Here is a 26,981-nt window from a genome sequence, read left to right as displayed (position 1 = left end):
GCCGGGGCGGTTAGAGAGCCTGAAGGTTCTTACCCCCTCCCGTGCTCCGGCATACTCGCCGTGACCTTGGGGTCTACCCCGTCCTCGAAGCGCTTGAAATTCTCGCGGAACATCCCCGCCAGCTTGCGGGCGGTGCGGTCGTAGGCGTCCTTGTCGGCCCAGGCGTCGCGCGGGTTGAGGACCTCGCTGGGCACGCCGGGCACCTCGGTGGGAATCTCCAGATCGAAGAAGGGCTCGCGGATGAACTTCACGTCGCCCAGTTCGCCCGAGAGGGCGGCGTTGATCAGCCGTCTCGTGTGGGCGATGCTCATGCGCTTGCCCTGGCCGTACTGCCCGCCGGTCCAGCCCGTGTTCACCAGCCACACGCGGGCACCGCTCTCCTGCACCTTCGTCGCCAGCAGCCGGGCGTACTCGCCGGGGTGCCGGGGCATGAAGGGCGCCCCGAAACAGGTCGAGAAGGTGGGGCTGGGCTCGGTCACGCCGTCCTCGGTGCCGGGAATCTTGGCCGTGAAGCCGCTGAGAAAAAAGTACATCGTCTGCTCGGGGCTCAGGCGGCTCAATGGCGGCAGCACCCCGAAGGCGTCGGCGGTGAGGAAGACGATGTTCTTGGGGTGGCCCGCCATCCCCCCCTCCACGATGTTGCCCATCTGCTCGATGGGATAGGCGCTGCGGGTGTTCTCGGTCAGCGACCCGTCGTCGAGGTCGGGCGTGCCGTCTTCTCTCAGGACGACGTTTTCCAGCACCGTGCCGTACGTCTGGGTGGTGCGGTGGATGGCAGGCTCGGCCTCGGGGCTCAGGTGGATGACCTTGGCGTAGCAGCCGCCCTCGAAGTTGAAAATGCCCGTGTCGGTCCAGCCGTGCTCGTCGTCGCCGATGAGTTTGCGGCTGGGGTCGGCGCTCAGCGTCGTCTTGCCCGTGCCGCTCAGGCCGAAGAAGAGGGCCACGTCCCCTTCTGCGCCCACGTTGGCCGAGCAGTGCATCGGCATCACGCCCTGCTGCGGCAGCAGGAAGTTCAGCACCCCGAAGATGCCCTTCTTGTTCTCTCCCGCGTACTGGGTGCCTCCCGCGATGATCATCTTCCGGCTGAAATTCACCAGGATGAAGGTCTCGCTGCGCACGCCGTCGCGCTCCGGGTCCGCCTTGAACGAGGGGATGTTCAGGACCGTCCAGTCGGGTTCGAAGCCCTCCCGCTCGGCGTCGGTGGGGCGCACGAACATGTTGCGGACGAAGAGCGAGTGGTAGGCCATCTCGGTCACCACCCGCACGGCGAGGCGGTGCGCGGGGTCGGTTCCGGCGTACACGTCCTGCACGAAGAGTTCACGGCCCTCGGCGTAGGCGGTCATCTTCCCCAGCAGGTTGCCGAAGACCTCCGGGCTCACGGGCGTGTTGAAGCCGCCCCACCACACCGCGCCGCGGGTGAGGTCGTCTTCCACGATGAAGCGGTCTTTCGGGCTGCGGCCCGTCTTGTTGGTGCGGACGGCGAGGGGCCCGCCCGCCGCCACCTGCCCCTCGCCCAGCCGCAGGGCGGCCTCGTACAGCTCGTCCACCCCGGGGTTGTGGTGCAGCGTGGCGTGACGAATACCGAGCGACTGGAGCGGATTGGAACTGGTCAGGCTCATGGGATTGCCTCCGGAAAGGGTTGGTGTGGGAGAGTACACAATAATCCTCGCTCAGGAAGCGGTTCCACGCCAACCTTGGTGTTGTCACGCGGGCGGAAACACCCGCGCACGCCACGTCGGAACCCTCCCTTTGGGGTGCGTGTCGCCGTGCCCGTCGCCGCCGTCCCATAGAAAGGAGGGGCACCCGGTCCCCCGAGTGCCCCCCTTCTGATGAAGCCTCACCTCAGCGAATCTGCCCGCCGCCCGCGCCCGGCAGGGGTCGGCCCTGGGCGTCCACGACGCGGACCTCGCGGTAGGTGCCGGGCACGCGCACGATGGTCCACGGGCTCGTCAGCGCCTGGGTGGTGATGCTGCCCTCTCCCGGCGAGCGCACCTCGGCGGTGAGGGTCAGGACGCCGTTCTGGCTGCTCGCGCCCACGACCCGCACCCCGTAGCCCCCGGTGGGCCGCTGCCCCAGGAAGACGCCGACCGCCGTGCCGCCCGCCCCCAGACTCGGCGCGGCGGGCACGCCCGTCTGCCGCCCGTAGGCGAGGTTGTAAAGGGCGCTCAGGGCGCTCTGGGTGGTGGCGACCTGCACCGCCGGGGTGGTGGCGGCGGCGTTCGTGCCGCTGGCGAGTTCGGTGAAGGTCACGCGCGTCCCCTGGGCCTGGCCCTGTGTCTGGGTGCCGCCGGGCTGGCCCGCTCCCGGCGTGGGGGTGCCCGGCGTGATCGTGACGGTGCCCGTGGCCGTCCCCGGCAGGGCGACCGTGCGCACGTTCGGGAGCACGTACAGCGCCGTGCGGCGGTACTCGGCGGGGGTGGGCTCGACCGTCAGGGGCGCGTCGGGCACGCCCGCCTCGTTCAGCACGGCCACCGCGAGCGGCCCCTGGCTCACGAGCGCGGCGCTCAGGGCGTCGGCCTCCGCGTCGGTGAGGTTGCCCGCCCCGCGCAGCCCGGCGACGGCGGTGCCCCGCAGGCCCGGGCCCGCCGGAGCGCTCAGGCGGCTCCAGCCCCGCCCGTCGGTGAAGTACACGGTCCCCGACGCCTCGTTGAGGGTCACGTTGAACAGGCCCTGCGTGTCGCGCGTGACCGCCAGCTTCGGCGTCACGGCGGCGGTCGGCAACCGGTACGTCGCCCTCCCGTTGACGCTGAGGGTACCCGCCACGGCGAGGGGGTCGGGCACCTGGGCGCGCAGTTCCGCCGCCGTGTTCCCGAGCTTCACGCTGCTCTGGGCCGAGCCCCGCAGGTCGCCGTAGACCCAGGCGATGCGCTCCTGGGTGCCGCCGTAGAGCAGCACCTCGTGGACCCTCAGGTTGCCGGGGCCGGTCATCGAGCAGCCCGCAAGGAGGCCCGCGCCCAGCAGGAGCGCGGCGGTCAGGGATGTCTTCATGCGGTCAGCTTAGGCACGCAGCCTGACGACCGACTGAAGCTCTCCTTCAGGAAACGCCCACGCTGACGTCTCCACGCGCCCTCAGTTCGCCGCCGCGCGCCCGCGCCCACGGCTTAGGAGCTCCCGCGCGTGCGAGAGCGCCGCCTCCGAGGTGTTGCCGCTGAGCATCCGCGCGATCTCCTCCAGCCGCTCCTCGTCGCCCAGCAACCGGACCCGGCTCACCGTGCGCCCGTCCTCGACGTGTTTTTCGACCTTGTAGTGGTGGTCGGCGCGGGCGGCGATCTGGGCGAGGTGGGTCACCACCAGAACCTGCCGCTCGCCCGCCAGCCGCCCGAGCTGATCGGCGACCGCGAGCGCCGCCGCCCCGCCGATCCCCGCGTCCACCTCGTCGAAGACGACGGCGGGCGTCTCCGCGCCGAGCACCGTGCTGATCGCCAGCATCACGCGCGACAGCTCACCGCCCGAGGCCACGTCCGCCAAGGGCCCGAGGTCCTCGCCGGGGTTGGCCGTGAAGTGCAGCGTCACGTCGCTCAATCCCGAGGGCCCGGGGTGGGGCAGGGGCGTCAGGCGGAACTCCAGCCGCGCGTGCGGCATCCCCAGCTCGCGGATCACCCCGACGAGCCCCGCAGCGAGCGGCCCGGCGAGGCGGCGGCGGGCCCCGTCGAGCGCCTCGCCCGCCCGCACCGCCCCCTGCTCCAGCCGCCCGACCTCGGCCTCCAGGGTGTCCGCGTCGCGCTCGTCGCGGTCGAGTTCGGCGAGTTCCGCCTCGGCGGACGCGTGGAAGGCGAGCACGTCCTCCAGGGTCGGGCCGTACTTGGCGCGCAGCCTGCCGAGCGCGGTGAGCCGCCCTTCCACCCGCGCGAGTTCCTCCGGGTCGGGGGCGCTGTCCTCGGCCACGTCGCGCAGTTCGCCCACCACCGCCTGCACGGCGTCCAGGGCGTCGCGCAGGTCGCGCTGGAGCTGGGCGCTCGTCTCGTCGTACTTCGCCCCGGCGTTGAGCGCCCTGAGCGCCTCGGCGATCATGCCCACCGCGTTCGTCTCGCCGTCGGAGAGGAGGTCGAGCGCCCCCGCCGCCCCCTGCGCGATGGTCTCCAGGTTCGATAAGCGGGTGAGTTCGTTGCCCAGGGGCTCCTCCTCACCGGGCTGGGGAGCGAGCCCCTCGATCTCGCGCACCTGGAAGGTCAGGAGGTCGAGTTGCCGCGCCCGCTCGCGCTCGTTCGCCCGCAGGTTTTCCAGCCGCACCCTCGCCTCGCCCCACGCGCGGTAGGCCGCCGTGTAGGCCGCGACCTCCGCGCCGACCTGCCGGTCGAGGAGCGAGCGCTGGTTGGCGGGGGTGAGCAGGCTGACGGCGCTGTGCTGCCAGTGGATCGTGAGGCGGGTGGCGGCCCACTCCTGAAGCTCGCGCACAGAGACGACCTCGCCGTCGAGGCGGGCGGTGCCGCGGCCCTGGGTGGTCACCCGGCGGCTGGCGCTGTATTCGTCCTCGCCGCCGCCCCAAAAGCCGGTGACGAGCAGGCCGTCTTCCCCGGTGCGGATCAGGTCGGTATTCGCCCGCGAGCCCAGCAGCAGCCCGAGCGCGTCTACGATGATGCTCTTGCCCGCGCCCGTCTCGCCGGTAAAGGCGCTGAAGCCCCCCCGCAGCTCCAGCGTGAGGTCGCGGATGGTGGCGAGGTTGCGCACCTCCAGCCGGGACAGGAGGGGCCCCGCCGGGGCCGGGCCGGGCGCGGGCGAAGGCGGCGCGGTGGGGGCGGTGGGGGCGCGGGCCTTGCGGGTCACGCCCCCGAGTGTAGAGCGTCCGGGGTGGGGGAAAGGAGCACAGGCGTCACGGTGTGCGCAAGGCGGGCGCGGCGCGCGGATGGGGACGGGGCGCCGGGAACATGAAACCCACGTCACGGTCTGCCCACACTCCGGGGGGCGGGGGCTTCCAGAATGGGGGCCGCATGGTCTTTCGCTCTTCCCCCGGAGGGGGCAGCGGAACGTGAAAGGAGTAGGGACATGGACAAGCTCAACCCGGAGAAGGGGACGGGCCGCCGGACGCTGCTCGGCGGCCTGGGCGCCCTCGGCCTGAACGCGAACACCCGGCCCCGGCCCGAGAACGCGCCCGAGCGTTTGCGCCACGACCTCCAGGAGGCGCTGGGCGGGACGGCGCGCGGGGCGAAACTCAAGGCCGCCGCCGAGGCCGGACACACGGCGCACGGGGTAGCGCGGAAGACGGCGCGGGCCGTGGACACCGTGCGCGAGGAAGCGGCGGACCGGGCCGAGTCGGTGCTCGACCGCGCCGGGGAGATGGCGCAGGCCGCCGCGGGGACGGTCACGGCGGCGGCGGGTGCCGGGGTGGTCAAGGCCGCCGGGGTCGCCCACGACGTGCACCGGGGCGTCAAGCGCGGCGTGGAGGCGCTTGGCGAGACGGTGGAAGACCTCGCCGAGGACGCCGGGCGGGCCTTGAAGGGCACCGGGCGGCAGGTGAGGCGTGAGGTGCGGGTGAAGCGGGCCCAGGCGGCCCGCGCGGCTGACAAGGCGGCCCGTATGGCCGAGGCTCGCCGCCGTCAGGGCGAGCACCTGCTTGGGGGTGCGGCGGCACAGGTCAAACAGGAGGCGCGCGCCCACAAGGCCGAGGGCGCCCGGAACGCCGGGGCGGCGGTGGTCTCCGCCGAGACGGCCCTGCGTCAGGCCGAGCAGGCGCTCAGGGCCGCCCGCATGGACGCCGAAAAAGAGCTGCGGGCCATGGAGCGGAGCTGGAGCGCCGACGAAATCGAGCGCGAGGTCCGGCGGCAGGTCGGGCCCTTGCCCAAGGCGACGAGGAAGGAACTCGCCCGCCTGAGCCAGCAGAAAGGACGCGCCGCCAAGTCCGGGGCGCGGGGCGGCGGGAGTGGGGGCCTCGTCGGCCTGCTGCTGCTGGGCACGGGCGCGGTCGTGCTCGCCCGCGTGCCCGCCGCCCGGCAGGCCATCCTCGACGCCGTGGGGCGCGTGAACCCCGAGGCCGCCGAGAGCCTGCACCGCGCGGGCCGCAACGCCCGCAACCTCGTGGGCACCATGTGGCTCGAACGCATCGAGGACCCCGCCCCGGCCCCCGCTCCCGCCGCCGCGGGCGGAACCCAGGCGGGCACCACGGGCGCGACCTGGGGCGGCTCGCCCGCCGCCGGGTCCGCCGCCGCGGGCGGGCCCTCGACGCCCGCGCAGAACTCTGGCAACAAGACCAACTGACACCGCGGGTCACGAAAGGCGAGGACCGCCCACGCCCCGGGCGGTCCTCGCCTTTCGTGACCCGCGGTACACTCTGGGGCGATGTCCACCCCTCCAGAAGCGCCGCTCGCCCTGATCGGTTATTCCCCGGCTGCCGCCCGCGCCCTGCGCACGGCGGGGCTGATCGTCGTGGGGGTACCCGACGAGAACCTCGGCGCGGTGATGCAGGCGTGCCGCACCCTGCGCTTTTCAGGGGCCCTCGTGCACGAGTCGCGGGAGGGGATGGCAGCCGGGGCCGCCGACCCCGACGCCAGCGCCCGCCGGGTGGGCCGGGTGGATGCCGTCGCCTTCACCGCCGGGGGCGCCCAGGGCACCTACGCCCTCGCCGACGCCCTCACCGACGCGGTGGAGGCCAGCGGCTACGCGGCGCGCGGGGCGGGCGCCTTGCTGCTGGGCTCGGGGGGCGAACTCGCCCGCGCCCTGCCCCTCGTGCGGCTGGGCTTTACCACCGTCGGCATCGCCGCCGACAGCGTGCCCGACGCCGAGCGCTTCGTGCGCGACCTCCCCGCCGGGGTCCGCGCCTTTCCCGTCAGCCGCTTCGACCCCGCCCTGGCCTCCCTCGCCGAGCGGGCCGACCTGATCGTCCTCACGGGCGGGACCCTCCCCCCCGGCCTCCTCCAGCCCTACCACACCCTCGCCGACCTCACCGGGCGCGCAAACTCCGGGGCGAGCGGCGCGGCGACCCTCGACCTCAGCCTCCTGCCCGCCCTGCGCCTCTCCCGCCAACTGCTGCACGCGACCGGGCAGCGCTACCGCCCGGAGGACCTGACGGAGTTGGCGGGCGCGCTGGTTTGAGGCGGCGGAAGGCAGAAAGCAGAGGGCAGAAGGCCCCTCTCTCGCCTTCTGCCCCCTGCCTTCTGCCTTCTGCCTTCTGCCCCTTACTGGGTGCTGCGTGGGTCCAGCACGTCCCGTAAGCCGTCGCCGAGCAGGTTGAAACCCAGCACGGTCAGGAAGATGGCGAGGCCCGGGAAGACCATCGTCCACGGCGCGTCGATGTAGTACTGCCGCGAGTCGCTGATCATGGTGCCCCACTCGGGCAGGGGCGGCTGCGCGCCGATGCCCAGGAAGCCCAGCGCGGCGACCTCGATGGTGGCGGTAGCGATGCTCAGGGCTCCCTGCACGATCAAGGGCGAGAGGCTGTTGGGCAGCACGTGCCGGAAGATCATCCGCCCCTGGGTGGCCCCCAGCGCCCCCGCCGCCTGCACGAACTCGCGCTCGCGCACGCTGAGCACGACCGCGCGCGCCAGACGGATGTACACCGGGACCTGCACCAGGGAGACCGCCAGCATCGCGGTCACGAGCTGCGGGCTGTTCAGCGCGAAGAGGCGGTCGAGCGCCCCGATCAGGAGCGGCGGGTTGTCGCTGGAAAAGATACTGGCGAAGCCGATGGCGAGCAGGATGCTCGGGAAGGCCAGCATCACGTCCGACAGGTACCCGACCACCGAGTCGAACCACCCGCCGAAGTACCCGGCGAGCACCCCCAGCAGCGTGCCCACGATCAGGGCGAGCACCGTGCTCACCACGCCGACCTTGAGGCTGAGCTGCGCCCCGTGCAGCACCCGCGTGGCGACGCTGCGCCCCAGGTTGTCCGTGCCGAAGGGGGCGGCCCAGGCGTTCACGGTGCCCGTGGCCGGGTCGCGGTATTCCTCGGCGACCTCGGGGTTCCACAGCGCCGCGACGCTCGGTGGTTTGAGGTTAAGTCGGTAGTTGCGGTCGGTGGTGGGGTCGTAGGGGTCGATGATCGGCGCGAGCAGCGCCAGCAGCGCGAAGAGGGCGACGATCACCGCGCCGACCTTGCCGGGCGTGGAGCGCCGGAAGCGCCGCCAGAAGATGCTGGGCTGACGCTTGCGGGCCGACCTGGGAGGGGAGAGGGTGGTCATGAACACCTCGGTGAGTAGTCAGTGGTCAGTGGTGAGTGGGAAAAGATGGGCGTGAGCGGAAGCGAAAGCTTTGGCCTCCACTGACCACTCCCCACTCCCCACTCACCTGTATTGAATCCTGGGGTCCAGCGCCGCGTAGCTCAGGTCCACGATCAGGTTCACCACGCTCACCACGAGGGCGGCGAAGATCACCCCGCCCTGGATCACCGGGTAGTCGCGCTGGCTGATCGCGTCGTACACCCACGAGCCCAGCCCCGGCCACGAGAAGATCGTCTCGGTGAGCACCGCCCCGCCGAGAAGCGCCCCCGCCTGGAGACCGATCACGGTGACGACCGGCAGCAGGGCGTTTCTCAGGGCGTGCTTGAGGGTCACGGTGCGCCCGGCGAGGCCCTTGGCGCGGGCGGTGCGCACGTAATCTTGCCCGAGCACCTCCAGCAGGCTGGAGCGGGTGATCCGCGCGATGATGGCGAGCGGAATCGAGCCCAGCGCGATGGCGGGCAGGATCAGGTGCCGGACGGCGTCCCACGCGGCGGCGGGCTGGCCTCTCAAGAGGGCGTCGAGGACATAGAAGCCGGTGATGGGCTCCAGCACCGTGTCGTTGCCCAGCCGGGCGCTGGGGGGCAGCCAGCCCAGCCTCACCCCGAAGAAGTAAGCGAGGAGCAGCCCCAGCCAGAAGATCGGCATACTGACCCCGACGAGGCTGATTGTGGTGGCGAGGTTGTCCCACACGCTGTTGCGCCGCAGGGCCGCGACGATTCCGGCAGGGAGGCCGATCAGGAGGGCGAAGAGCAGGGCGGCAACGGCGAGTTCGGCGGTGGCGGGAAAGCGGGCGGCAAGTTCGTCGCGCACCGGGATGTTGCTCTTGATGCCGCTGCCGAGGTTGCCCTGCACGAGTTGGCCGACGTACTTCGGGAACTGGGCGTCGAGGAGATTGGCGGGGTCGCGGTAGTTGATGAACCACGGCTTGTTGAGCCCGAGCTGCTCGCGCAGGGCGGCGCTGGCCTGGGGGGTGGCGCGCTCGCCGAGGAGGGCGGTGGCGGGGTCGCCGGGAATCGAGCGCACGAAGGCGAAGACGACCACGCTGATGCCGACCATCACCAGCAGGGTCCGCAGCACGCGGCGGATCAGGTAACTGCCCAAGGGGGAACGCTCCTCTGTGTGCGGAGAAGGGGCGCGGGGCGGGCCCCCTTCTCGCTGCCCGCCCCGCGCGCCCCGTCGTCGGGTGCGCTTACCGCTTGCCGACCACGCTGATCTTGTTGAAGGCCTCGCTGCCGAGCGGGCTGGGCACCCAGCCCTTGACGTAGGTGCGAGCGGCGGCGAGCGGCTGGCTGTGAACGACCGGGAGGCGGTAGTTCGCGTTGTAGGTGATCTCGTGGATCTGCGCGTAGATCTTGGCCTTGTCCGCTTGCGACACGGCGGCGCGGCCCTGTTCGAGCAGGCGCTGGAGCTGCGGCGGGTTCCAGTTGATGTCGTCCGAGGCGGTCGCCCCGTAGTACGCGCTGTAGAAGTTGTCGGGGTCGCCGTAGTCCCCGGTCCAGCCGATCATGTACATGTCGAAGCCCGGCTCCTTGTTGCGGTCTTCGAGGTACTTCGCCCAGTCTTCGGTCTTGAGGTTCACCTTGATGCCGATGGCGCTCAGGTCGGCGGCGATGGCCTCGGCGATGGGCTTGGGCGAGGGGAAGTACGGGCGGCTGACCGGCATGTACCACAAGTCGATGGAAAAGCCGTTGGGGTAGCCCGCCTCCGCGAGCAGCCGCTTGGCCGCCTGGGGATCGAACTTGTAGTCCTCGGGCACGTTCTTCGAGTTCGCCCAGGCAAGGACGGGCGGCACGAACGAGGCGTTGCTGATGCCCAGCCCCGGCCAGAAGGCCTCCACGATGGCGTCTTTGTTGATCGCCATGCTGACGGCCCGCCGCACCCGCTCGTTTTTCAGGTACTGGTTGCGGTTGTTCAGGCTCACGAAGCCCACGTTGAAAGAAGGGCGCTTGACCGCCACGAGGTTGCGGTCGGCCTGCACGCTCCTGAGCGCCTCGGGCGTCAGGTCGTTGGCGAAGTCGATGGTCCCGGCCTTGAGTTCGTTCAGCCGCTGCGAGGGGTCCTTGATCGCCCGGACGACGAGCCCGTCGACCTTGGGCTTCTCGCCCCAGTACGCCCGGTTGGGCGTCAGGGTCACCCGGTCGCCCGTGCGCCACGCCTGGAAGATGAAGGGGCCCGTGCCCACGGGCTTGCTCGCGGGCGTGCCGTACCTCGCCCCCTGCTGGCGGATCGCGGTGGGGCTGGCGATGCCGAAGTACCCGGCGGCGATCACGTTGGGAAACACGCTGGAGGGCTGATTCAGGTCGAAGCGCACCGTGTTGTCGTTGACCTTCACGATGTTCTTGATGACGGCGGTCGCGTCGCCCCTGTAGCCGCCCAGGAGCTGGCCCACGATCTCGAAGGTGCGGCCCTGGTCGCGGAAGCCGTAGGGGTGCTTGGGGTCCCACCAGCGGCTCACGTTGAAGACCACCGCGTCCGCGTTCATCGGCGTGCCGTCGTGGAACCTCACGTTCTGCCGCAGGGTGAAGGTCCACTGGGTGGCGTTCGCGTTGCTCTTCCAGCTCGTCGCCAGCCCGGGGGTCAGGTCGGTCGTGCCGTCCTTGAAGTCCACCAGCGTGTCGTAGATCTGGCGCTGCACCAGGATGGAGATGCCGTCGGTGATGTTCCCCGGCTCCAGGCTGACGGGATCGCCGTTCGCGCCGAAGACGAGGGTCGCCGCGCCCGCGCTGGGCAGGGCGGCGAGCAGGGCGGTCAGAAGCACTTTCTTCATGAAGCCTCCGGGGGCCGCCTCCCGTCCGCGCCGAACCACCGGTGGTGGGAGACGCTCGGACGTGAGGGGCGGATAAAGGGCCAGCGTGGGTTCAGGGTAGGGGCCCCCCCGAACGGTGTCAAGGCGCAGCCTCCCGGCCCCTCAGGGCTGCGGGCTGAGGTCGCCGACCGCCGCGCTCGTCCGCGTCGGGCCCAGGGTCGCCTCACGCTCGGCGCGCGGCTCGTGCGTCTCCCCGTACACGCCGTTGCCGTCCCGGTCACGCCCGCCGACCACCCGGAAGGTGCCGTCCGGCAGGAACGCGTTGAAGCGGCCCAGGGCGTCGAGGGCGGGCTGGAAGGCGTTTCCCCGCGCGTCCTGCACCCGCACCCCGAGGGTGTCGCTCACCGCCGGGGCGCCCAGGGCCGCCGCCGCGTTGATCATCCCGAAGCCGAACTGATCGTCCCGGCCCGGGGCGCCCAGGTCGGTGGCGGTCGCTGCCAGCCGGGCGAGGGTGTCCGCGCGGCCCGTGGTCACGCCCTTGCTCAGCAGCAGCGCGGCGAGGGCGGCCACCTGCGGGGCGGCCTGGCTCGTGCCCGACTCGGCGAGGTAGACGGGCCCGTCCCCCACGTAGTCCCACTCCGTCGAGAAGATCAGGTCGGGGAAGGGCTGGCCGTTCAGGGTGCCGCCGCCGAAGAAGGTGGCGCCTTGCGGGTCCACCCCCCCCGGCGCCGCGAGGGCGACCTGCGGGTAGGCGCTACTGTAAGACGCCCGCTCCGGAGCGCTCGCCCCCGAGAGGGTCACGCTGGCGACCGCCACCGCCCCCTCGCACGCGGCGGGGTAGTAGGGCGCCGTCCCGTACCCGTTCCCCGCCGCCGCGACCACGAGGGCCCCCGCCCGCGCCGCGTCGGCCACGGCGTCGCACAGGGGCTGGGCCGCCTCGGCGTTCACCTCACCCCCGAGGCTGAGGTTGACCACCCCCGCCGGGTGGGGGTTGGTGTACGTCTGGCCGTCCAGGGTGACCGTCAGGCCCGCCGCGTAGCGCACGGCGAGGGCCACGTCCGCGATCTCGGCGTCGCCCGAGGCGTCGATGGCGCGCACGGGAAGCACCTTGACGGGCGCGCGGTACGACGCCCCCACCACGCCGCTCGCGCTGCACTCCGGGCAGGCCTGCCGGATTTCGCCCCAGCGGGCCGCGATGATGCCGCTGACGTGGGTGCCGTGGCTCCCCAGGGTGCGGCCCGGCGTGTCCGGGTCGGTGGGGTCGGGGTCGGGGCCGTCCCCGTCGCCGTTGTCGTAACCCGCGCTGTCCGGGGCCGCCGCCCGGAAGCCGAGCACGTCGAGCGCCCCGTCCCCCGGCCCGTACAGTTGCCCCTCCAGGTCGGGATGGTCGTAGCGCACGCCGGAGTCCACCACGGCGACCGTGACGGGCCGGGTGTACGCGCCCCCCTCCATGTCGCGCCACACGCTCCCGTAGCCGAGCAGGCGGTAGGCCCACTGCAACCCCGCGTACTCGTCCGTCGGCACGACCGGGGCGGCGACGGCCTGCGCCCGCAGCACGGCGTTGGGCACGGCGTACTCGACGTTGGGGTCGGCCCGCAGCGCCCGCAAGGCCCCCTCCACGTCCCGCGTCTCCAGCCGCACCGCCCGCCCGCCGAGGTCCCGCCGGGAGGAGGGCGGCACGTTCAGCCGCGCCAGGGTGCTCCGCGTGCGCTCCCGCGCCGCCTCGCTCAGGCCCACCCCCCCGCTCCGCCCGAGCGCGACCGACTGCGCCGCCGCCGAGCGGTACTTGACGATGACGCCGCGTGCCTCCGTGGTCGGGGCGGAGGTCTTGGCCGCCCGCGTCCCCACGTCCGCCCCCTGAATCCGCGCCGCGTCCACCACCCGCCCGGTCAGGGTGTACTGGTCGGCGGTGACCGTCCACGTCGTGCGCCCGCTCTCCTCGCCGTGCTGCCACGTGACCGTGATCTGGCCGCTCAGTTTCGGCTGGTCCGCCGCCGCCGGGGTCGCCCGCGCCCGGTCCGCCGTCACGGTCAGCCGCACGTCGCCCGTGCCCTTCAGGGGTGAGACGGTGAGCCAGGCGGGGACCTCCTCCACGGTCCACCGGCCCGCGAAGCCCCGGACCGCCGGGACGCTCAGCCGCGTGCCGAGGTCGACCGTTCGCGGGGGAACGCTGGTGGGCGTCTGGGCGCACGCGGACAGCAGGAGGGTGGCGGTGACGAGGCCGAGGAGACGTTTCATGCGTGCTCAGGATGCCGCAGCCGGGCGGGCGGTATGTGAAGACGGGCCGGGCCCCCACAATGGGGGCGTGCCCAGCGGACGTGTCCACAATCTCATCAACATCGCCGCCTACAGCGTCCTTGCCGCGGGGGTCCTGCTCGCCTCCCGAGCGGGGCTCGTCACCGTCACGCCCGTGCAGGCGCTGAACTTCACCCTGGGCTTCGCGGCGGGCACCTTCCTCCTCTCGCCCGACCTCGACCTCGCCGAGGGGCGGGTGGACAGCAAGCGCCACTGGGGCCTGCTCGGCATCCTCTGGGTGCCCTACGGCATGATCTTCAGCCACCGGGGCCTCTCGCACACCTGGGTGGTCGGGCCGCTCACCCGCCTCGCCTACGTCGCCGTGATCGTCGCCCTCGTCGTCGGGCTGCTGCGGACCTTCGTGCCGGACCTGCCCCTGCCGGGCATTCCCGAGCCGGTCAGCCTCAAGTTCCTCGTGCCCATCCTGCTCGGCTACTACCTCAGCCAGTGGCTCCACCTGATTGCCGACGGGGTGCGGCCCGACCACGGGATGCGGCGGGGGATGCGGAAGCTGGGGAGGTAGGCGGGGATGGGGGCGGCCCACTCAGCGGTCGACCGCCGCGTAGGTGCCGAGGGCGATCATCGCGCCGCCCGAGGCGACCTTCTGGCCGCGTTGAAAGCGCGCATTGAGCCGCAGGCGCGACCCGAGCGGCCCGGCGAACGCGGCGACCACGAGGTCGGCGAGCGTGTTGAGCACGACCGAGGTCGTCCCGAGGAGCACGAACTGCCAGAACACGCCGCCTGCCTCCGGGTTCACGAACTGCGGGATGAAGGCCAGGAAGAAGAGCGCGGTCTTCGGGTTGAGCAGTTCGGTGACGATGCCCTGCCGGAAGGCGTGATTTTGCCGACGCGCACCCTCCACATCGAAGTGGAGCTGTTCCTTGGAGAGCAGCGTCCGCACGCCCAGATAGATCAGGTAGGCCGCCCCCGCGTACTTCACGACGCTGAAGGCGAGCGACGAGGCGAGGATAAGGGCGGAGAGCCCGGCGGCGGAGGCGAACACGTGGAACATGCCACCGAAGAAGGTGCCGAAAGAACTCTGTACCCCGTCGCGCCGTCCTCCTCCCAGACTGCGGGCCAGAACGTAGAGCAGCCCGGGACCGGGAAGCACCGCGAGAATCAGGGCCGCCGCAAGGAAAGCGCCGTACTGGTGGGGATCGAGCATGATGGAGTCTAGGCCAGACGTGACGGGACGGCTCCGGTCGGCTAGCCAGCCCCCTTCTCCTCCCCCCGCCGCGTCTGGAACACCATCACCTCGCTTCCCTCCTCCAGCGGCCCGCCTTGAAAAGAGCCCGACACGCGCGGCGGCTCGAAGCCCGCGTGCCGGAGCAGCCACTCGACCTCGTAGCGGGTGTAGTACCGCTGGGTCAGCGTGTAGTGCCGCCGCCTGAGCTGACCCTCGGGCCCGGTCGTGTCCGCGAAATACTCGGTGGTGATGTGCTGGCGGGGCCGGTCGTGACGCTGCACGAGGAAGACATCCGTGCGCGAGCCGTCCGGGCCGTGGAAGGTCTCGCCCTCGTGCCGGACGGTGTTCGTCTCGCCGAAGCGGGGCACGTACAGGTCGAACACGAAGGCGCCGCCGGGAAGGAGGTGCGCCCGCAGGTTCTCCAGCGCGGCGAGTTGCTCGTTCGGCGTGTACAGGTGCATCAGGGAGTTGAAGGGGGCGATGACGAGGGGAAAACGTTCCTCCAGCGTGAAGCTGCCCGCTTCTCCCTGCACAAAGTCCAGACTCAGCCCGCCCTCCGCCGCCCGGGCACGTCCGCGCTCGATCATCCGCGCGCTCGGTTCCAGGCCCACGACCCGCACCCCGCGCCGCGCGAGGAAGGCCGTCACCCGCCCCGTTCCAGCCCCCACCTCCAGCACCGGCCCGCCGACGCGCTCGGCGACCCCCGCGTAGAAGTGCAGGTCGTCGCGGTAGATGTCGTACTGGTGGTCGTAGAGGTCGGCGAAGTCGTCGTAGTTCACGGGGAAGAGGGTAGTGGAGAGTGGTCAGTGGTGAGTGGACTCGATCTTTTCCACTTCCCACGGACTACTGACCACTCACCGTCTCGCCGTACCGCTCCAGAAACGCCTCCCGACTCACCACGCTCAGCCTGACTTCGGGCATGGGGCCCTCCGTCCCGTAGGCGCGGCGCACCAGGGCCGACCAGGGGCGCAATCGGCGCAGGGCGGCGGGGGGGAGGGGGTGGCTCTCGAAGCCCAGCAGGGCGAGCAGCGGCGCGAAGGTGCTGATGCCGAAGATCACCCGCGCGTCCCGGAGTTCCGGCCTCGCCTGAAGGTCGCGGGCGAGGTCCCGGAAGTCCCCGGGAGCGAGGCGCAGGCCCCGGCGCAGGCCGATGTCCACGAGGAGCGGGCTGTTGAGGTGGAGTTCGGCGGCAGGGGTGCCCCGGGGCACGGGAGTCCCGTCCGCCAGCGTGACGCCCTCCAGCGCGAAGCGCACGGCCCCGAGCCGGAAGAGGTTGTCCGCCCGTCCCCCGGCAGGCTCGACCCCGCCCGCCCGGTCCCCCCGCCGGTCGAGGCCCCCCAGCAGGCGGCGGGGCAGGTTCCGGAGGGTCAGCGGCGCGGCCCCGTCCAACTCCCCGAGCGGCACCAGGGCGTACCCCCGCCCCCGCAGGTCGGCGAGGAGACCGGGGAGGTCGGGCACCGTGTTGCGCGCCCCCGGCCCCGCGTCGTGCAGGACGACGACCGCGCCGGGGTGGGCCAGGGCTCCCACCCGCCTCCGCACGCTTTCCGGCGTGGACTGCGGGTGCCAGTCACGCCCCTCGACCGTCCAGTGGGCGCCCGTCACCCCCGCCGCGCGCTGCCCCAGCACGGTGGCGAGGGTGTACGCGCCGTGAGGGGGGCGGTGCAGCCGGGCGGATCGTCGGGTCAGGGCCCCCACCCGCCGCGCCGCCCGCACCGGATCAAGGAAGGCTTCCCACGGTGTCCGCACCCAGGCGTGGACGTGCCGCGCCGCGTGGGGCTCGACCTCGTGCCCCTCGGCGAGGGTCCGGGCGATCAGCTCCGGGTGTGCCTCCGCGCGGGGGGCGATCACGAAGAAGGTGGCCCGCGCACCCGCCCCCCGCAGCGCGTCCAGTACGGCGGGCGTGGTGGCGGGGTCGGGCCCGTCGTCGAAGGTGAGGGCGAGCGCCCGTTTCTCCTGCCGTCCCTCGCGGATCAGGCCCAGGTTCAGCCGCTGCACGAGGAGGTAGGGGAGACCTACGGAGCCCAGCAGAGCGAGCGCCCCCAGCCCCAGCCAGCCCCGCCGCCTCATGCCCGCCCCAGTTTCCGCAGCAGGGCGCAGGCCACCCGGTCGGCGGCGTCGGGCACGCTGACGGCAGTCGCGCCCGCGCTCAGGCGGGCGTGTTCGTCCGGGTCGAGGGCGCGCAGGATGGCGGGCCGGACCTTCGCCACGTCTCTCGCCCACAGCGCCGCCCCGTGCCGGACGAGATAATCCGCGTTGTGCTCCTCTTGCCCCGGGATGGGGTCGTGGATGACGAGCGGCACCCCGAGGGTGGTGGCCTCCGCGACCGTCAGCCCCCCCGCCTTCCCCACCACGAGGTCGGAGGCGGCGAGGAGTTCGGGGAAATCCCGCGTGAAGCCGAGCGCGTGGAGGGTCGCCCCTCCCGTCCGCTGGATGCCCCGCCCCCGCGCCCCCGCGAGCACGAGCACCTGCACCCGTCGCCCCAGGTTCGCCAACTCGGCCAGCACCCGCCCCAGGGCCCGGTAGGTGCCCGTGCCGCCCCCCGACACGAGGATCAGGGGCTCGTCCGCCGTGAGCCCGTGCCGCTCGCGCAGGGCCGCCTTGTCCACTCCGATCAGCTCGCGGAACCTCGGCGAGATGGGGATGCCGGTGACGATGACATCCGCCTGCGGGATGCGCCAGCGCCCCATCTGCTCGCGGGCCTCCTCGGTGGGCACCATCAGGAGTTCGGCCTCGGGCCGCGCCCAGTGGTGGTGGATGCGGTAGTCGGTGACGACGAGGGCGTTGAGGAAGTCCTCGCCCAACCGCGTGCGGGCGGTGTGGGCCAGCGCCACGGGGGTCGGGTAGCTGCTCACGACCACCTCGGGGCGCACCTCGCGCACGTCGCGCAGCATCCCGCGCAGGCCCAGCCAGCCGAAGGTGCCCGTCAGCGCCCGGGGCTCGGTCTCGCGGTCGGTCCACTCGTAAAAGGCCCGGTACATCCCCGGCGCGTAGCGCAGCCACGCCGCGTAGGTGCCCGCCGTGACCGCCCGCTCCAGCGGCGTGAGGTACGCGATGAAGTCCGCGTGCCGCGCCTCCAGGCTCACCCCCGCTGCCCGCAGCGCCCGGTCGAGCGCGTCGTTTGCCTGATGGTGTCCGCTGCCGAACGAGGCGGAGAGGATCAGGGCGCGCAATTCGGTGGAGGGAGGCAGGAGGCGGTGTGCGGTGCGCGGTGGTTGTTCCTGCGTCCCGCGCACCGCCTCCTGCGAACTCTGTTTCACGCGCGCCTCAGCAGCCATAGGCCCATCCCCGCGAAGACCACGTTCGCCAGCCACACCCCGACCTCGGGCAGCCCCGGCAGGTTGCCCGCCACCGTCAGCCCCACGAAGAACAGCAGGTAATACGCGACCGCGATCATCAGGGCGATCCCCAGCGAAACGCCCAGCGTCCGCCCGTAGCGCAGCGCGAAGGGCAGGGCGGCGAGCGCGAGCACGAGGTTCCCGAAGGGCAGCGCCAGCTTGCGGTTGAGGCCCAGCCGCGCGTCCTGCCGCTCGCCCTCGGGCACGCCGGGGGCCGTGAGCGCCGTGGTCAGTTCATCCCACCCCTGCGAGTCCGCCCCGATGGCGTCCGCGTACTCGGCGAAGGTCTCCTGCCGCGAGAGCCCGGTGTCGAGCGTGAGGGTGTCCGTCGCCCGCTCGGGCAGGATCACGTTCGGGAAGACCTCCTGCACTGCCGCGCGGAAGGCCGCCGGGTCGCCTTCGGGCACCCGCGCGAGATTCGCCACCGCCCCATAGTTCACGGAAAAGACCTGATACCCCGTCAGGCTCAGGACGTTGCCCTCGAAGGTGCCCGCGTCCGCGAAGATCACCGTGCCGCGCCGGATGTCGCCCGGCTGCCAGCGCTCGACCCGCACCCCGCTCATCTGCCGCGTGCGGTGGTCGTACCCGGCAAGAGAGAGGGTGAGCCCGCCCCGCAGGTCGAGCGTCTGCCCGGCGAGCCGCCCCAGCCCCGCGCCCGTCAGCACGTCCCAGTACAGGCCGCGCGTCTCCACGTTCGCGCGGGGCGCCACCCACAGGCTCAGCCACACGGCAATCAGGGTGACGATCCCCGCGACGACCGCCACGGGCCGCGCGATCCGCCCCAGCCCGATCCCGCCCGACTGCACCGCCACGAGTTCGCGCTCGGTGGCGAGGCGCCCGAAGGCCACCACCGTCATCAGCACGACCGCCATCGGGAAAATCTTGACCAGCGTGTCCGGCACCTGATACCCGATCCACTGCCCGATCAATCCCACGGGCACCCCCTGGAGCCACTGGCTGCTGATGAAGAAGTACCCGAAGCTCAGGATCGCCGTAAAGAGCAGCGTCCCGGCCAGCAGCGGCGGCAAGAGCTCGCGGGTGACGTAGCGGGTGAGGCGGGTCACTTGGCCCCTTCGGGGCGGGGAGTGGGAAGTGGTGAGTGGTCAGTGGAGAAGGGCCGACCGCCCTCTCCCGACCACCCCCAGGTCCCGAAGAGCAGATCTTCAGGCATGGGTCGCCGCCCACCACTCACCACGGACCACTTCCCACTTACCCTTTCCCTACCGCGAAGAGAATCGTCGCCTCCGCCGCCACCTGTCCGTCCACCTCGGCCCGGCAGGTCGTCTTGCCCAGGCCCCGGCGCAGGAAGTCGAGTTTGGCGTGGAGGTGGAGCTGGTCGCCCGGAATCACCTTGCGCTTGAAGCGTGCCCCCTCCACCCCGGCGAGGTAGCCGACGGTGCCCGGCTCCAGCTCACCGTGCAGGCAGAACATGCTCGCCTGGGCCAGCGCCTCCACGATCAATACGCCCGGCATCACGGGTTCCTGCGGGAAGTGCCCCGGAAAGAAGGGCTCGTTGACGGTCACGTTCTTGAGGGCGTGGACCTCGCCGTTCCCGGCGCTCAGCACCCGGTCCACGAGCACGAAGGGGAAGCGGTGGGGCAGCACGCGTAGCACGTCTTGGATGAGGAGGGGTTCCATAGCAGGTCTCCTTGGGGCGTGGGGGAGGCCGGGCGCCACACTCGGCCCCCCGGCGGCTCCCACGGGGTCAGCGGCGCAGGTAGTGGTCGCTCGACACGAGGCTGTCGCCGAGCACCGGGATCATCTCCAGCGCCATGCCCGTGCCGATGGCGACGGCCTCGACGGCGTTTTCCGCCACCCGCACGGGGATGTTCGTCGCCTGCTGGATCAGCACGTCGAAGTTGCGCAGCAGGGAGCCGCCGCCCGTCATCACGATGCCGTGGTCGAGGATGTCGCTCACGAGTTCGGGCGGGGTGATCTCCAGCACCCGCTTGACGCCCTCGACGATCTGGCTGACGGGCTCGCTGAGCGCCTCGACCACCTCGCGGGTATCGAGCGTGATCGTCTTCGGCAGGCCGTTCACGAGGTCGCGGCCCCGCACCTCGGCGGTGAGGTTCTCGCCCTCGTCGAGGAGGGTGGCGGCCCCCACCTTGACCTTGATCTCCTCGGCGGTGCGCTCGCCCACCAGGACATTGTGCTTGCGCCGCACGTAGCGGATGATGCTCTCGTCGAACTCGTCCCCGGCCACCCGCAGCGACTCGCTGACCACGATGCCGCCGAGCGAGATGACCGCGATGTCGCTGCTCCCGCCGCCGATGTCCACGATCATGCTGCCCACCGGCTCGGCGATCTTGAGCCCCGCCCCGATGGCCGCCGCGAGCGGCTCCTCGATCAGGAAGGCGCGCCGGGCGTTGGCATTCAGCGCCGCGCGCAGCACCGCCCGCCTTTCCACGTCGCTCACGTTGCTGGGAATGCCCACCATGAGCTGCGGCTTGAGGCCGAACATGCGCCCCGCCCCGCCCTGCACCTTTTGCAGGAACATGGTGATCATCCGCTCGGTGAGGAGTTCGTCGGCGATCACGCCGTCCTTGATGGGCCGCACGGCGACGATCCCGCCGGGGGTGCGCCCGATCATGCGGTAGGCCTCCTCGCCGACGGCCTTGACCTGCTTGCTGTCGCGCGTCATGGCGATCACGCTGGGTTCCTGAAGGACCAGGCCCCGGCTCTTGGTGTAAATCAGGAATGTCGCGGTACCCAGATCGATGCCGATGTCTTCAGAAAACCTCACGCCATGCCTCCGCTCAAAACGCCCCAATCGTAGCACGGGTCATGAAAGCGCCCTGAAGCGGGGGGCCGGAAGCCGCCCCCCCTCACCCTCTCGGTTTCAGGTACGCCGCCAGCCCCGCGAGCAGGCTCGCCAGGACCATCAGCCCCAGGGCGCGCTGGAAGCTCCCGAATTCCCCGAGCCCCGCCTGAGCGCTCAGCACCCCCTCCACACTGCCGAGCGACCGCAGCCACAGCGGCGCGCCCGGGTTGAGCGTGGCGAACGTGCCGAGGGTCAGCGCGGCGAGCGCCAGCGCCGCCAGCGCCAGCACCACGACGAGCCCCCACCTCAGCGCCCGCACCCTCGCCCCTGCCCCGCCGCCCGGATGGTCGCCGTCATCGCCGGGCATTGTAGAGGTACCGCCTGAGAAGGGAATCCGCCCCCCCGGCGGTAGACTCCGCCCCGTGAGCGTCCCGCCCCTGCCCGCCCGCGTTCGCGTCACCCGGCCCCCCCGGCCCCTCGCGCCCGCCCTGAAGGCGTCGGCGGCGCGGCTGTGCCCGGGAGCCCCGCTGGACGCGCTGACGGGCGCGGCCCTCGCCATCGCGGGCGGCGCGGTGATCGGCGCGGCGTTGCGGTGGGAGGGGGGCGAGGCCCTGGGCGTGGACACCGGCTGGCGCGGGCGGGGCATCGAGGAGGCGCTGTCAGCCGCACTACACGGCTCCTAACGCCCGTTTGGTAGCGTGGTGGCATGACCACCACCGTCACTCCCCCCGACTCCGGCCTGGGCTTCGCCCTGTCGGACGAGCAGCGATTGATCGTCGGGCACGTCCGCGACTACTGCCGCGCCGAGATCGCCCCGTTGAGTGCCGAGTACGACCGCAGCGGCGAGTACCCCTGGCCGCAACTGCGTGGCCTGGCCGAGCTGGGTCTCCTGGGAGCGACCGTGCCCGAGGCGTGGGGCGGGGCCGGGCTCGACGCCGTGACCTACGCCCTGTGCCTGGAGGAGATCGCCGCCGCCGACGCCTCGGTGGCCGTGATCGTCTCCGTGCAAAACGGCCTGCCGGAGAAGATGCTGCTGAAGTACGGCACGGACGCCCAGCGTGAGAAGTACCTGCGCCCCCTCGCCACGGGCGAGCGCATCGGCGCATTTTGCCTCACCGAGAGCGGGGCGGGCTCCGACGCTGCCAGCCTGCAACTCCGGGCCACGCGCGACGGCGAAGATTGGGTCCTCAGCGGCGCCAAGGCCTGGATCACCTCGGGTGGGCAGGCGGACACCTACCTCGTGATGGCGCGCACGGGCGGTCCCGGGGCCCGCGGCGTGAGCTGCTTCGTCGTCGAGAAGGGCACCCCCGGCCTCTCCTTCGGGCGCACTGAGGAGAAGCTGGGGCTGCACGCCGCGCACACGACCACCGTGACCTTCGACGGGGTGCGCGTGCCGCAGGGGAACATGGTCGGCGAGGAGGGCCAGGGCCTGATCATCGCCCTGTCCAGCCTCGACTCGGGGCGGGTGGGGATTGCCATGCAGGCCCTCGGGATCGCCCGCGCGGCGCTGGAGCACGCCACCCGTTACGCCGCCGAGCGCGAGCAGTTCGGCAAGAAGCTCCGCGAGTTCGAGGGGGTTTCCTTCAAGATCGCCCGCATGGCCGCCCGCATTGAGGCCGCCCGGCTCGTCTCCCTCAAGGCCGCGTGGCTGGGCGAGCAGGGCCAGCCCCACGGCAAGGAGGCCAGCATCGCCAAGCTGCTCGCCTCGGAAGCCGCCGTGGACGCTGCGCGCGACGCCATCCAGATTTTCGGCGGCAACGGCTACAGCCGCGAGTACCCCGTCGAACGCCTCTACCGCGACGCCAAGGTCACCGAGATTTACGAGGGCACCTCGGAGATTCAGCAGCTCGTGATCAGCCGGGCGGTGTTCGGGGAGATCGTGGGCTGAGGTGCCTCACGCCTTCACCGCCAGCGCCCGCAGCCGCACGTAGTCGGCCACCCAGTCCTGCCCGTTCCACAGCCGGGGCCTCGCCCGCTCCTCGGCGCGGGCCAGGACGGCTTGCCGTTCGTCGTCTCCGAGTGGCGCGAGCCAAGCCCCCGCGAAGCCCTCCAGCCACGCCCGCAAGCCGTCCGCGCCGCTCAGGACCGAGGGGCGGCCAAAGCGGTGCAGACGCTCGACCCGGAAGCCTGCCGTCTCCAGGAGCGTCGCCAGCTCCGCGGGGCTGGGGAAGGCCCACACGGGCGGCAGGGGGTTCATCCAGTGCAGCGCCGCGTTGCTGAACACGGCGCCGAACTCCGCCTGGAAGGTGAGGTGGTGGGCGTCCTCCAGCCGGAAGGTCACACCGGGGTGCCGCTCCCGTGCCGCCGCGATCATGTCGGGTGAGGCGTCCACGCCCGTCACCACCGCGCCGCTCCCGGCGATCTGGGCGGTCAGTTCTCCCGTGCCGCACCCCAGGTCGAGGACACGTTCGCCCGGCTGCGGCGCGAGCCAGCCCGACACGAGGTCACGGCTCGTCTCGAAGACGAAGGCGTGACGGTCGCGGTAGTGCTCGGCCTGCCAGTGATCGGCGGAGGGGGAAGGGGTGTCGTTCACGGGGCCCCTCTCTCCTGGGGGCAAGTAGAAGCCCCGTCCGGTGGTGGGGCAGGATTCATCACGAGCTGCGTTCTAAGCTCCAGCAGACCCCGGAGGCAAGAAGTTACGTGACCTGTCCGGCGAAGAGTTCCGCCTGATCAAGGACCAACTGGCTGGCCTTTTCGGTCTTGTCCGGCGGGTAGCCGTGCCTGCGCAGAACCTTTTTCACCATTAATCTCAACTTGGCCCGCGCTTGTTCGCGGAGGTGCCAATCGACTGTGGCATTACGCCTCACTGTTTCGGCGATCTCATGTGCAATCTCCCGCAGAACGTCGTCGCCCATGATTTTGACCGCGCTGTCGTTGACCTCTAACGCGTCGTAAAAAGCGATTTCGTCCTCCGAGAGCCGCAGGTCGTCGCCGCGCCGCTGAGCCTCCCGCATCTGCCGGGCCAGGTCCAGCAACTCCTCGATCACTTGGGCCGTCTCGATGCTGCGGCTCTGGTATCGGGCAATGGCATCTTCCAACTTCGCGCTGAAGTTTTGCGACTGAACCACGTTGCGGCGTGAACGGGTTCGCACCTCGTCCCGCAGCAGTTTTTCCAGCAGGTCTACGGCGAGGTTGCGCTGGGGCATGTCGCGTACTTCCTGAAGAAAGCTCTCTGACAGGATCGAGATGTCTGGACGCTTGAGTCCCGCCGACGCAAACACGTCGATCACCCCGTCCGGCGCGACCGCCTTCTCGACGAGTTGCTGGATGGCGTGGTTGACCTCATGCCGCGCCTGCCGGGTCTGGGTAGTTTCCTGCTTGCTCAGGGCGGCGCGAACCGTTTGCAGGAAGACGATCTCCTCCCGCACGGCCAGGGCGTCGGGGTGTGGAATCGCCAGCGCGTAGGCCTGCCCCAGGGCCAGCACTTCCCGGATGTACCGCTCCTTGACGGCCTCGCGCTTCCCAAGAACGAAGTCCTGTCCCGCCGCAATAAGGGCCACGCGCTCTGCCGGGGTGGCCCCGGCAAAGTCGGTGTAGTCGAACCCGTGCAGGATGCCCCGTACCACGTCGAGCTTCTCCTGCATCAGGTCCAGGGCTTCCTCGAAGTCGCGCTTGGGCTCGACCCGCCCGTCGTCCGTGTAGACGCGCATGGCCTCCTTGAGGCTGTTCGCCAGCCCCAGGTAGTCCACCACCAGCCCGCCCGGCTTGTCCCGGAACACGCGGTTCACGCGGGCGATGGCCTGCATCAGGTTGTGGCCGTGCATGGGTTTGTCGATGTACATGGTGTGCAGGCTGGGCACGTCGAAGCCCGTCAACCACATGTCCCGGACGATGACGAGCCGCATGGAGCTGTCCGCTTGGCGAAATTGGTCGGCGATCTCGCGGTTGCGGGCGCCACTGCGGATGTGCTTTTGCCAGCTCTTGTCGTCGGTGGCGCTGCCGGTCATGACGACCTTGATGACGCCCTCGGTGTCTCCGGCGCCCTCCCACTCGGGGCGCAGGCGGATGATCTCGTCGTACAGGGCTACACAGATGCGTCGTGACATCCCTACGATCATCCCCTTGCCCTCGATGACCTCCTGCCGCTGCTCGAAGTGCTGTACCAGGTCCTCGGCGACCAGCCGCACCCGTTTGGGGTCGCCCACCAGGGCCTCCAGCGCCGCCCACTTCGTCTTGAGCTTCTCGCGGCTGGCGACCTCCTCGCCCTCGGTGATGTCCTCGAATTCGCTGTCCAGGGTGTCCCAGGCCGCGTCGTCGGGCCTGATGCGAACCAGCCGCGACTCGTAGAAGATGGGTACGGTCGCGCCGTCGTCCACCGCCCGCTGCACGTCGTACACGTCGATGTACTCGCCGAACACGGCGCGCGTGTCGGCGTCCCGCAGCTCGACGGGCGTGCCCGTGAAGCCCAGGAAGGTCGCGTTCGGCAGCGCGTCGCGCATGTGCTTGGCAAAGCCGTAAGACAGTTGGCCGGTGTTCTGATCCACCCGCGCCTTCATGCCGTACTGGCTGCGATGCGCCTCGTCCGCGATCACCACGACGTTGGAACGCTCCGAGAGCGTGGGGAAGGTGTCGCCCCTGTCCCCCGGCATGAACTTCTGGATGGTCGTAAAGACGATGCCGCCCGCCGCCCGCGCGCCCAGCAACTCCCGCAACGCGGCCCGGCTGCCCACCTGTTCGGGCTGTTGCCGCAGCAACTCCGCGCAGCGGCTGAAGATCCCGAAGAGCTGGTCGTCGAGGTCGTTGCGGTCGGTCAGGATCACCAGCGTCGGGTTCGCCAGTTCGGGCTGCACCACCAGCTTTCCGGCGTAGAAGACCATCGACAGGCTCTTGCCGCTGCCCTGCGTGTGCCATACCACCCCGCCCTTGCGGTCGCCATCGGCACGGCTGGCCTCCACCGTCTGATGGACTGCCCGCAGGACCGCGTGGTATTGGTGATAGGCCGCCACCTTCTTCACCAGCTCCGGACCATCCGCCTCGAACACCGTGAAGTGCCGCAGCAGGTCCAGCAGCACCGCCGGGCTCAAGGCCCCCTGAATCAGCGTGCCCAGGCTCTCGGGCAGCACCTCCCGGCCCGTGACCGTCTTCCAGGGCTGGAACCGCTCGAACGGCGCCCCCACCACGCCCAGCCGCGCCCCGGTGCCGTCCGAGATCACCAGCAGGGCGTTGTAGGCCATCAAGCGCGTGAGTTGCAGTTGGTACGTCTGCAACTGGTCGAACGCCTTTTCAATCGTCGCCCGTTCGTCGCGCGTGTTCTTGAACTCCAGCACCACCAGCGGGAGCCCGTTGACGAACAGCACGAGGTCCGGTCGGCGCTCCACCCTGGCCTCGGTCACGGTGAACTGATTCACCGCCAGGAAGGAGTTGCCCTGGGGCTGGTCGAAGTCGATCACCCGCAGATGCTCGGCCCGCGTGCCTCCAGAGTCGTCGGGCAACTCCACCCGCACGCCGCCCACGATCAGGGCGTGCAGGGCGCGGTTGGCCTGAAGCAGGTTGGGGTGGAGGTCCGGCGCGGTCAGTTGCCGCAGAGCTTCTTCGAGTGCCTGGGCCGAGGCGCCGGGGTTGAGATGTTCGAGTGCCACGCGCAGCCGCTCAACCAGGACCACCTCAGAAAAGGCTGCTCGCTCGGCCCCCGGCACTTCGGGCGCGATGTCGGGGCCGTACTGGTACTCGTAGCCGAGTTGCCCCAACCATTCAATTGCGGCGAGTTCGACGGTGGATTCGTTGAAACTACTCATCACCGTCACCGCCTTGCAGCTTTATTTGTTTTGCCTCAATACCTATGTTGCGATAGGCGATGGGATCGTAGGCAAAAAGAAGATCGCTAGCATAAATTGAGGTCTCGCCAAACCACACCACGCCGTACTTGGTATCTATAAATTTATCAAGTTCATCATCCCGTTTAGGTATATCAACTTCGGGAGTCAAGCTTCTAATTCTTGTTTCAATTCTTGATTCTATATCAGGTACATTGTAAAGAAAGTTAAAAACCCATAAAGCAGCCGATCTAATACCGCTTAGAGTCTCCCAGGTTGGTATTGTTGCCTTCCCTTCATGATACTGGTCATTACGTATATTGTGATAGTAAATCATGTCTGCGCTGCTGACCGCGGGAGTAATCTTTTGATTGCCGCACCTGTGCTCTATAAATTCTAATTTGTTTGGAAATGAGCGCAACCAGTGTTGCACCTTAGCTCCATCATATTCCTCCTTGCCTCTTTGTAAAGGATGTAAAGATAGGAACGTGCTCACTGCGACTTCGATAGCATTGTCAAAACTTATCAACGCTATGCGTCGGTCAAACTCTCCTCCCTCACGATAGTGAAGCTCTGCGTGAAGTAATAACTCGAATGGACCATATACCCAGGGCGGCAGGGTCAACTTAGGTCTTGCATCTGGATAAGGTGAGTGAATACCCGTGCTGGCGCAGGAATTCTTCCTCTCGACAGACCTGTGCAGCGAGTCGTTGAATGACCAGCAGGGGCAGGGCCACCCGGGCGGCGACTTC

Annotated in this window: 23 protein-coding genes and 1 pseudogene; 5 read left to right on the top strand and 19 right to left on the bottom strand. The window is 70.5% G+C overall.

The annotated features are described in order from the left end of the window. Positions 1-29: 29 nt before the first annotated feature. From pckA to recN, 3 genes are all read right to left on the bottom strand, one after another. Complete coding sequence (gene pckA / locus A7B18_RS10210) at positions 30-1,619, bottom strand: phosphoenolpyruvate carboxykinase (ATP) (protein WP_102126594.1); 1,590 nt, start codon at positions 1,617-1,619, stop codon at positions 30-32. Between the two features lie 223 nt (positions 1,620-1,842). Further along, on the bottom strand, positions 1,843-2,988 hold the full coding sequence (locus tag A7B18_RS10205) for a protease complex subunit PrcB family protein (RefSeq protein ID WP_102126593.1): 1,146 nt from the start codon (positions 2,986-2,988) through the stop codon (positions 1,843-1,845). Positions 2,989-3,069: 81 nt separating this feature from the next. Then, positions 3,070-4,764 (bottom strand): DNA repair protein RecN, encoded by a 1,695-nt coding sequence (recN, locus tag A7B18_RS10200; protein ID WP_102126592.1) that lies wholly within the window; start codon positions 4,762-4,764, stop codon positions 3,070-3,072. Positions 4,765-4,983: 219 nt separating this feature from the next. Here recN and A7B18_RS10195 point away from each other — a divergent pair, with 219 nt between their 5' ends. Together A7B18_RS10195 and A7B18_RS10190 are read left to right on the top strand one after the other, a co-directional pair. Then, positions 4,984-6,192, top strand: coding sequence for a hypothetical protein (locus tag A7B18_RS10195; RefSeq protein WP_102126591.1), 1,209 nt, complete (start codon positions 4,984-4,986; stop codon positions 6,190-6,192). Between the two features lie 81 nt (positions 6,193-6,273). Beyond that, positions 6,274-7,026: a shikimate dehydrogenase gene (locus A7B18_RS10190; RefSeq protein ID WP_102126590.1), complete on the top strand. Its 753-nt coding sequence runs from the start codon at positions 6,274-6,276 to the stop codon at positions 7,024-7,026. 83 nt (positions 7,027-7,109) lie between these two features. On the opposite strand, the gene A7B18_RS10185 is transcribed toward A7B18_RS10190, so the two are convergent. The 4 genes from A7B18_RS10185 to A7B18_RS10170 form a co-directional block, all read right to left on the bottom strand. Further along, positions 7,110-8,111, bottom strand: a complete 1,002-nt coding sequence (locus tag A7B18_RS10185; RefSeq protein ID WP_102126589.1) for an ABC transporter permease — start codon at positions 8,109-8,111, stop codon at positions 7,110-7,112. A 102-nt stretch (positions 8,112-8,213) separates the two neighbouring features. After that, the gene (locus A7B18_RS10180; RefSeq protein ID WP_102126588.1) at positions 8,214-9,251 is read right to left on the bottom strand and encodes an ABC transporter permease; all 1,038 of its coding nucleotides are present in this window, start codon (positions 9,249-9,251) and stop codon (positions 8,214-8,216) included. Positions 9,252-9,339: 88 nt separating this feature from the next. Continuing rightward, positions 9,340-10,917, bottom strand: coding sequence for an ABC transporter substrate-binding protein (locus tag A7B18_RS10175; protein WP_102126587.1), 1,578 nt, complete (start codon positions 10,915-10,917; stop codon positions 9,340-9,342). A gap of 141 nt (positions 10,918-11,058) precedes the next feature. Continuing rightward, positions 11,059-13,134 carry a S8 family serine peptidase gene (locus A7B18_RS10170; protein ID WP_102126586.1) on the bottom strand — a complete coding sequence of 692 codons (2,076 nt, stop codon included), beginning with the start codon at positions 13,132-13,134 and terminating at the stop codon, positions 11,059-11,061. Between the two features lie 67 nt (positions 13,135-13,201). Here A7B18_RS10170 and A7B18_RS10165 point away from each other — a divergent pair, with 67 nt between their 5' ends. Further along, positions 13,202-13,714, top strand: coding sequence for a metal-binding protein (locus A7B18_RS10165; RefSeq protein WP_180970100.1), 513 nt, complete (start codon positions 13,202-13,204; stop codon positions 13,712-13,714). A gap of 21 nt (positions 13,715-13,735) precedes the next feature. On the opposite strand, the gene A7B18_RS10160 is transcribed toward A7B18_RS10165, so the two are convergent. The 8 genes from A7B18_RS10160 to A7B18_RS10125 form a co-directional block, all read right to left on the bottom strand. Beyond that, positions 13,736-14,356: a LysE family translocator gene (locus A7B18_RS10160; RefSeq protein WP_102126584.1), complete on the bottom strand. Its 621-nt coding sequence runs from the start codon at positions 14,354-14,356 to the stop codon at positions 13,736-13,738. A gap of 41 nt (positions 14,357-14,397) precedes the next feature. Beyond that, on the bottom strand, positions 14,398-15,156 hold the full coding sequence (locus tag A7B18_RS10155) for a class I SAM-dependent methyltransferase (protein ID WP_102126583.1): 759 nt from the start codon (positions 15,154-15,156) through the stop codon (positions 14,398-14,400). Between the two features lie 64 nt (positions 15,157-15,220). Continuing rightward, complete coding sequence (locus tag A7B18_RS10150; protein WP_102126582.1) at positions 15,221-16,444, bottom strand: polysaccharide deacetylase family protein; 1,224 nt, start codon at positions 16,442-16,444, stop codon at positions 15,221-15,223. Continuing rightward, positions 16,441-17,634 carry an MGDG synthase family glycosyltransferase gene (locus A7B18_RS10145; protein ID WP_342747169.1) on the bottom strand — a complete coding sequence of 398 codons (1,194 nt, stop codon included), beginning with the start codon at positions 17,632-17,634 and terminating at the stop codon, positions 16,441-16,443. Before A7B18_RS10145 ends, A7B18_RS10150 begins: the two co-directional genes overlap by 4 nt. Then, complete coding sequence (locus tag A7B18_RS10140) at positions 17,631-18,776, bottom strand: LptF/LptG family permease (protein ID WP_102126580.1); 1,146 nt, start codon at positions 18,774-18,776, stop codon at positions 17,631-17,633. Before A7B18_RS10140 ends, A7B18_RS10145 begins: the two co-directional genes overlap by 4 nt. Positions 18,777-18,921: 145 nt before the next feature. Next, entirely contained in the window at positions 18,922-19,350 is a 429-nt protein-coding gene (gene fabZ / locus A7B18_RS10135) for a 3-hydroxyacyl-ACP dehydratase FabZ (protein WP_102126579.1), read from the bottom strand. 67 nt (positions 19,351-19,417) lie between these two features. Then, the gene (gene mreB, locus A7B18_RS10130) at positions 19,418-20,458 is read right to left on the bottom strand and encodes a rod shape-determining protein (RefSeq protein WP_102126578.1); all 1,041 of its coding nucleotides are present in this window, start codon (positions 20,456-20,458) and stop codon (positions 19,418-19,420) included. A gap of 82 nt (positions 20,459-20,540) precedes the next feature. After that, positions 20,541-20,843, bottom strand: a complete 303-nt coding sequence (locus A7B18_RS10125) for a hypothetical protein (RefSeq protein ID WP_102126577.1) — start codon at positions 20,841-20,843, stop codon at positions 20,541-20,543. 55 nt (positions 20,844-20,898) lie between these two features. Between A7B18_RS10125 and A7B18_RS10120 the strand changes: the two genes are divergently transcribed. Together A7B18_RS10120 and A7B18_RS10115 are read left to right on the top strand one after the other, a co-directional pair. Next, complete coding sequence (locus A7B18_RS10120) at positions 20,899-21,159, top strand: hypothetical protein (protein ID WP_102126576.1); 261 nt, start codon at positions 20,899-20,901, stop codon at positions 21,157-21,159. 23 nt (positions 21,160-21,182) lie between these two features. Next, positions 21,183-22,364, top strand: coding sequence for an acyl-CoA dehydrogenase (locus A7B18_RS10115; protein WP_102126575.1), 1,182 nt, complete (start codon positions 21,183-21,185; stop codon positions 22,362-22,364). A 6-nt stretch (positions 22,365-22,370) separates the two neighbouring features. On the opposite strand, the gene A7B18_RS10110 is transcribed toward A7B18_RS10115, so the two are convergent. The 4 genes and pseudogenes from A7B18_RS10110 to A7B18_RS10100 form a co-directional block, all read right to left on the bottom strand. Beyond that, on the bottom strand, positions 22,371-23,009 hold the full coding sequence (locus tag A7B18_RS10110) for a class I SAM-dependent methyltransferase (RefSeq protein ID WP_102126574.1): 639 nt from the start codon (positions 23,007-23,009) through the stop codon (positions 22,371-22,373). A gap of 103 nt (positions 23,010-23,112) precedes the next feature. After that, positions 23,113-26,211, bottom strand: a complete 3,099-nt coding sequence (locus tag A7B18_RS10105) for a type I restriction endonuclease subunit R (protein WP_102126668.1) — start codon at positions 26,209-26,211, stop codon at positions 23,113-23,115. Continuing rightward, a complete protein-coding gene (locus A7B18_RS21415; RefSeq protein WP_146009516.1) occupies positions 26,204-26,854 on the bottom strand; it encodes a hypothetical protein in 651 nt (216 codons plus the stop codon). The genes A7B18_RS10105 and A7B18_RS21415 overlap by 8 nt, the downstream gene beginning before the upstream one ends. A gap of 1 nt (position 26,855) precedes the next feature. Continuing rightward, a pseudogene (locus tag A7B18_RS10100) lies at positions 26,856-26,981 on the bottom strand (IS701 family transposase); the annotation flags it as partial.

The organism is Deinococcus planocerae, from assembly GCF_002869765.1.
GTDB lineage: Bacteria > Deinococcota > Deinococci > Deinococcales > Deinococcaceae > Deinococcus > Deinococcus planocerae.
This window is presented reverse-complemented; position numbering and strand designations above follow the sequence as displayed.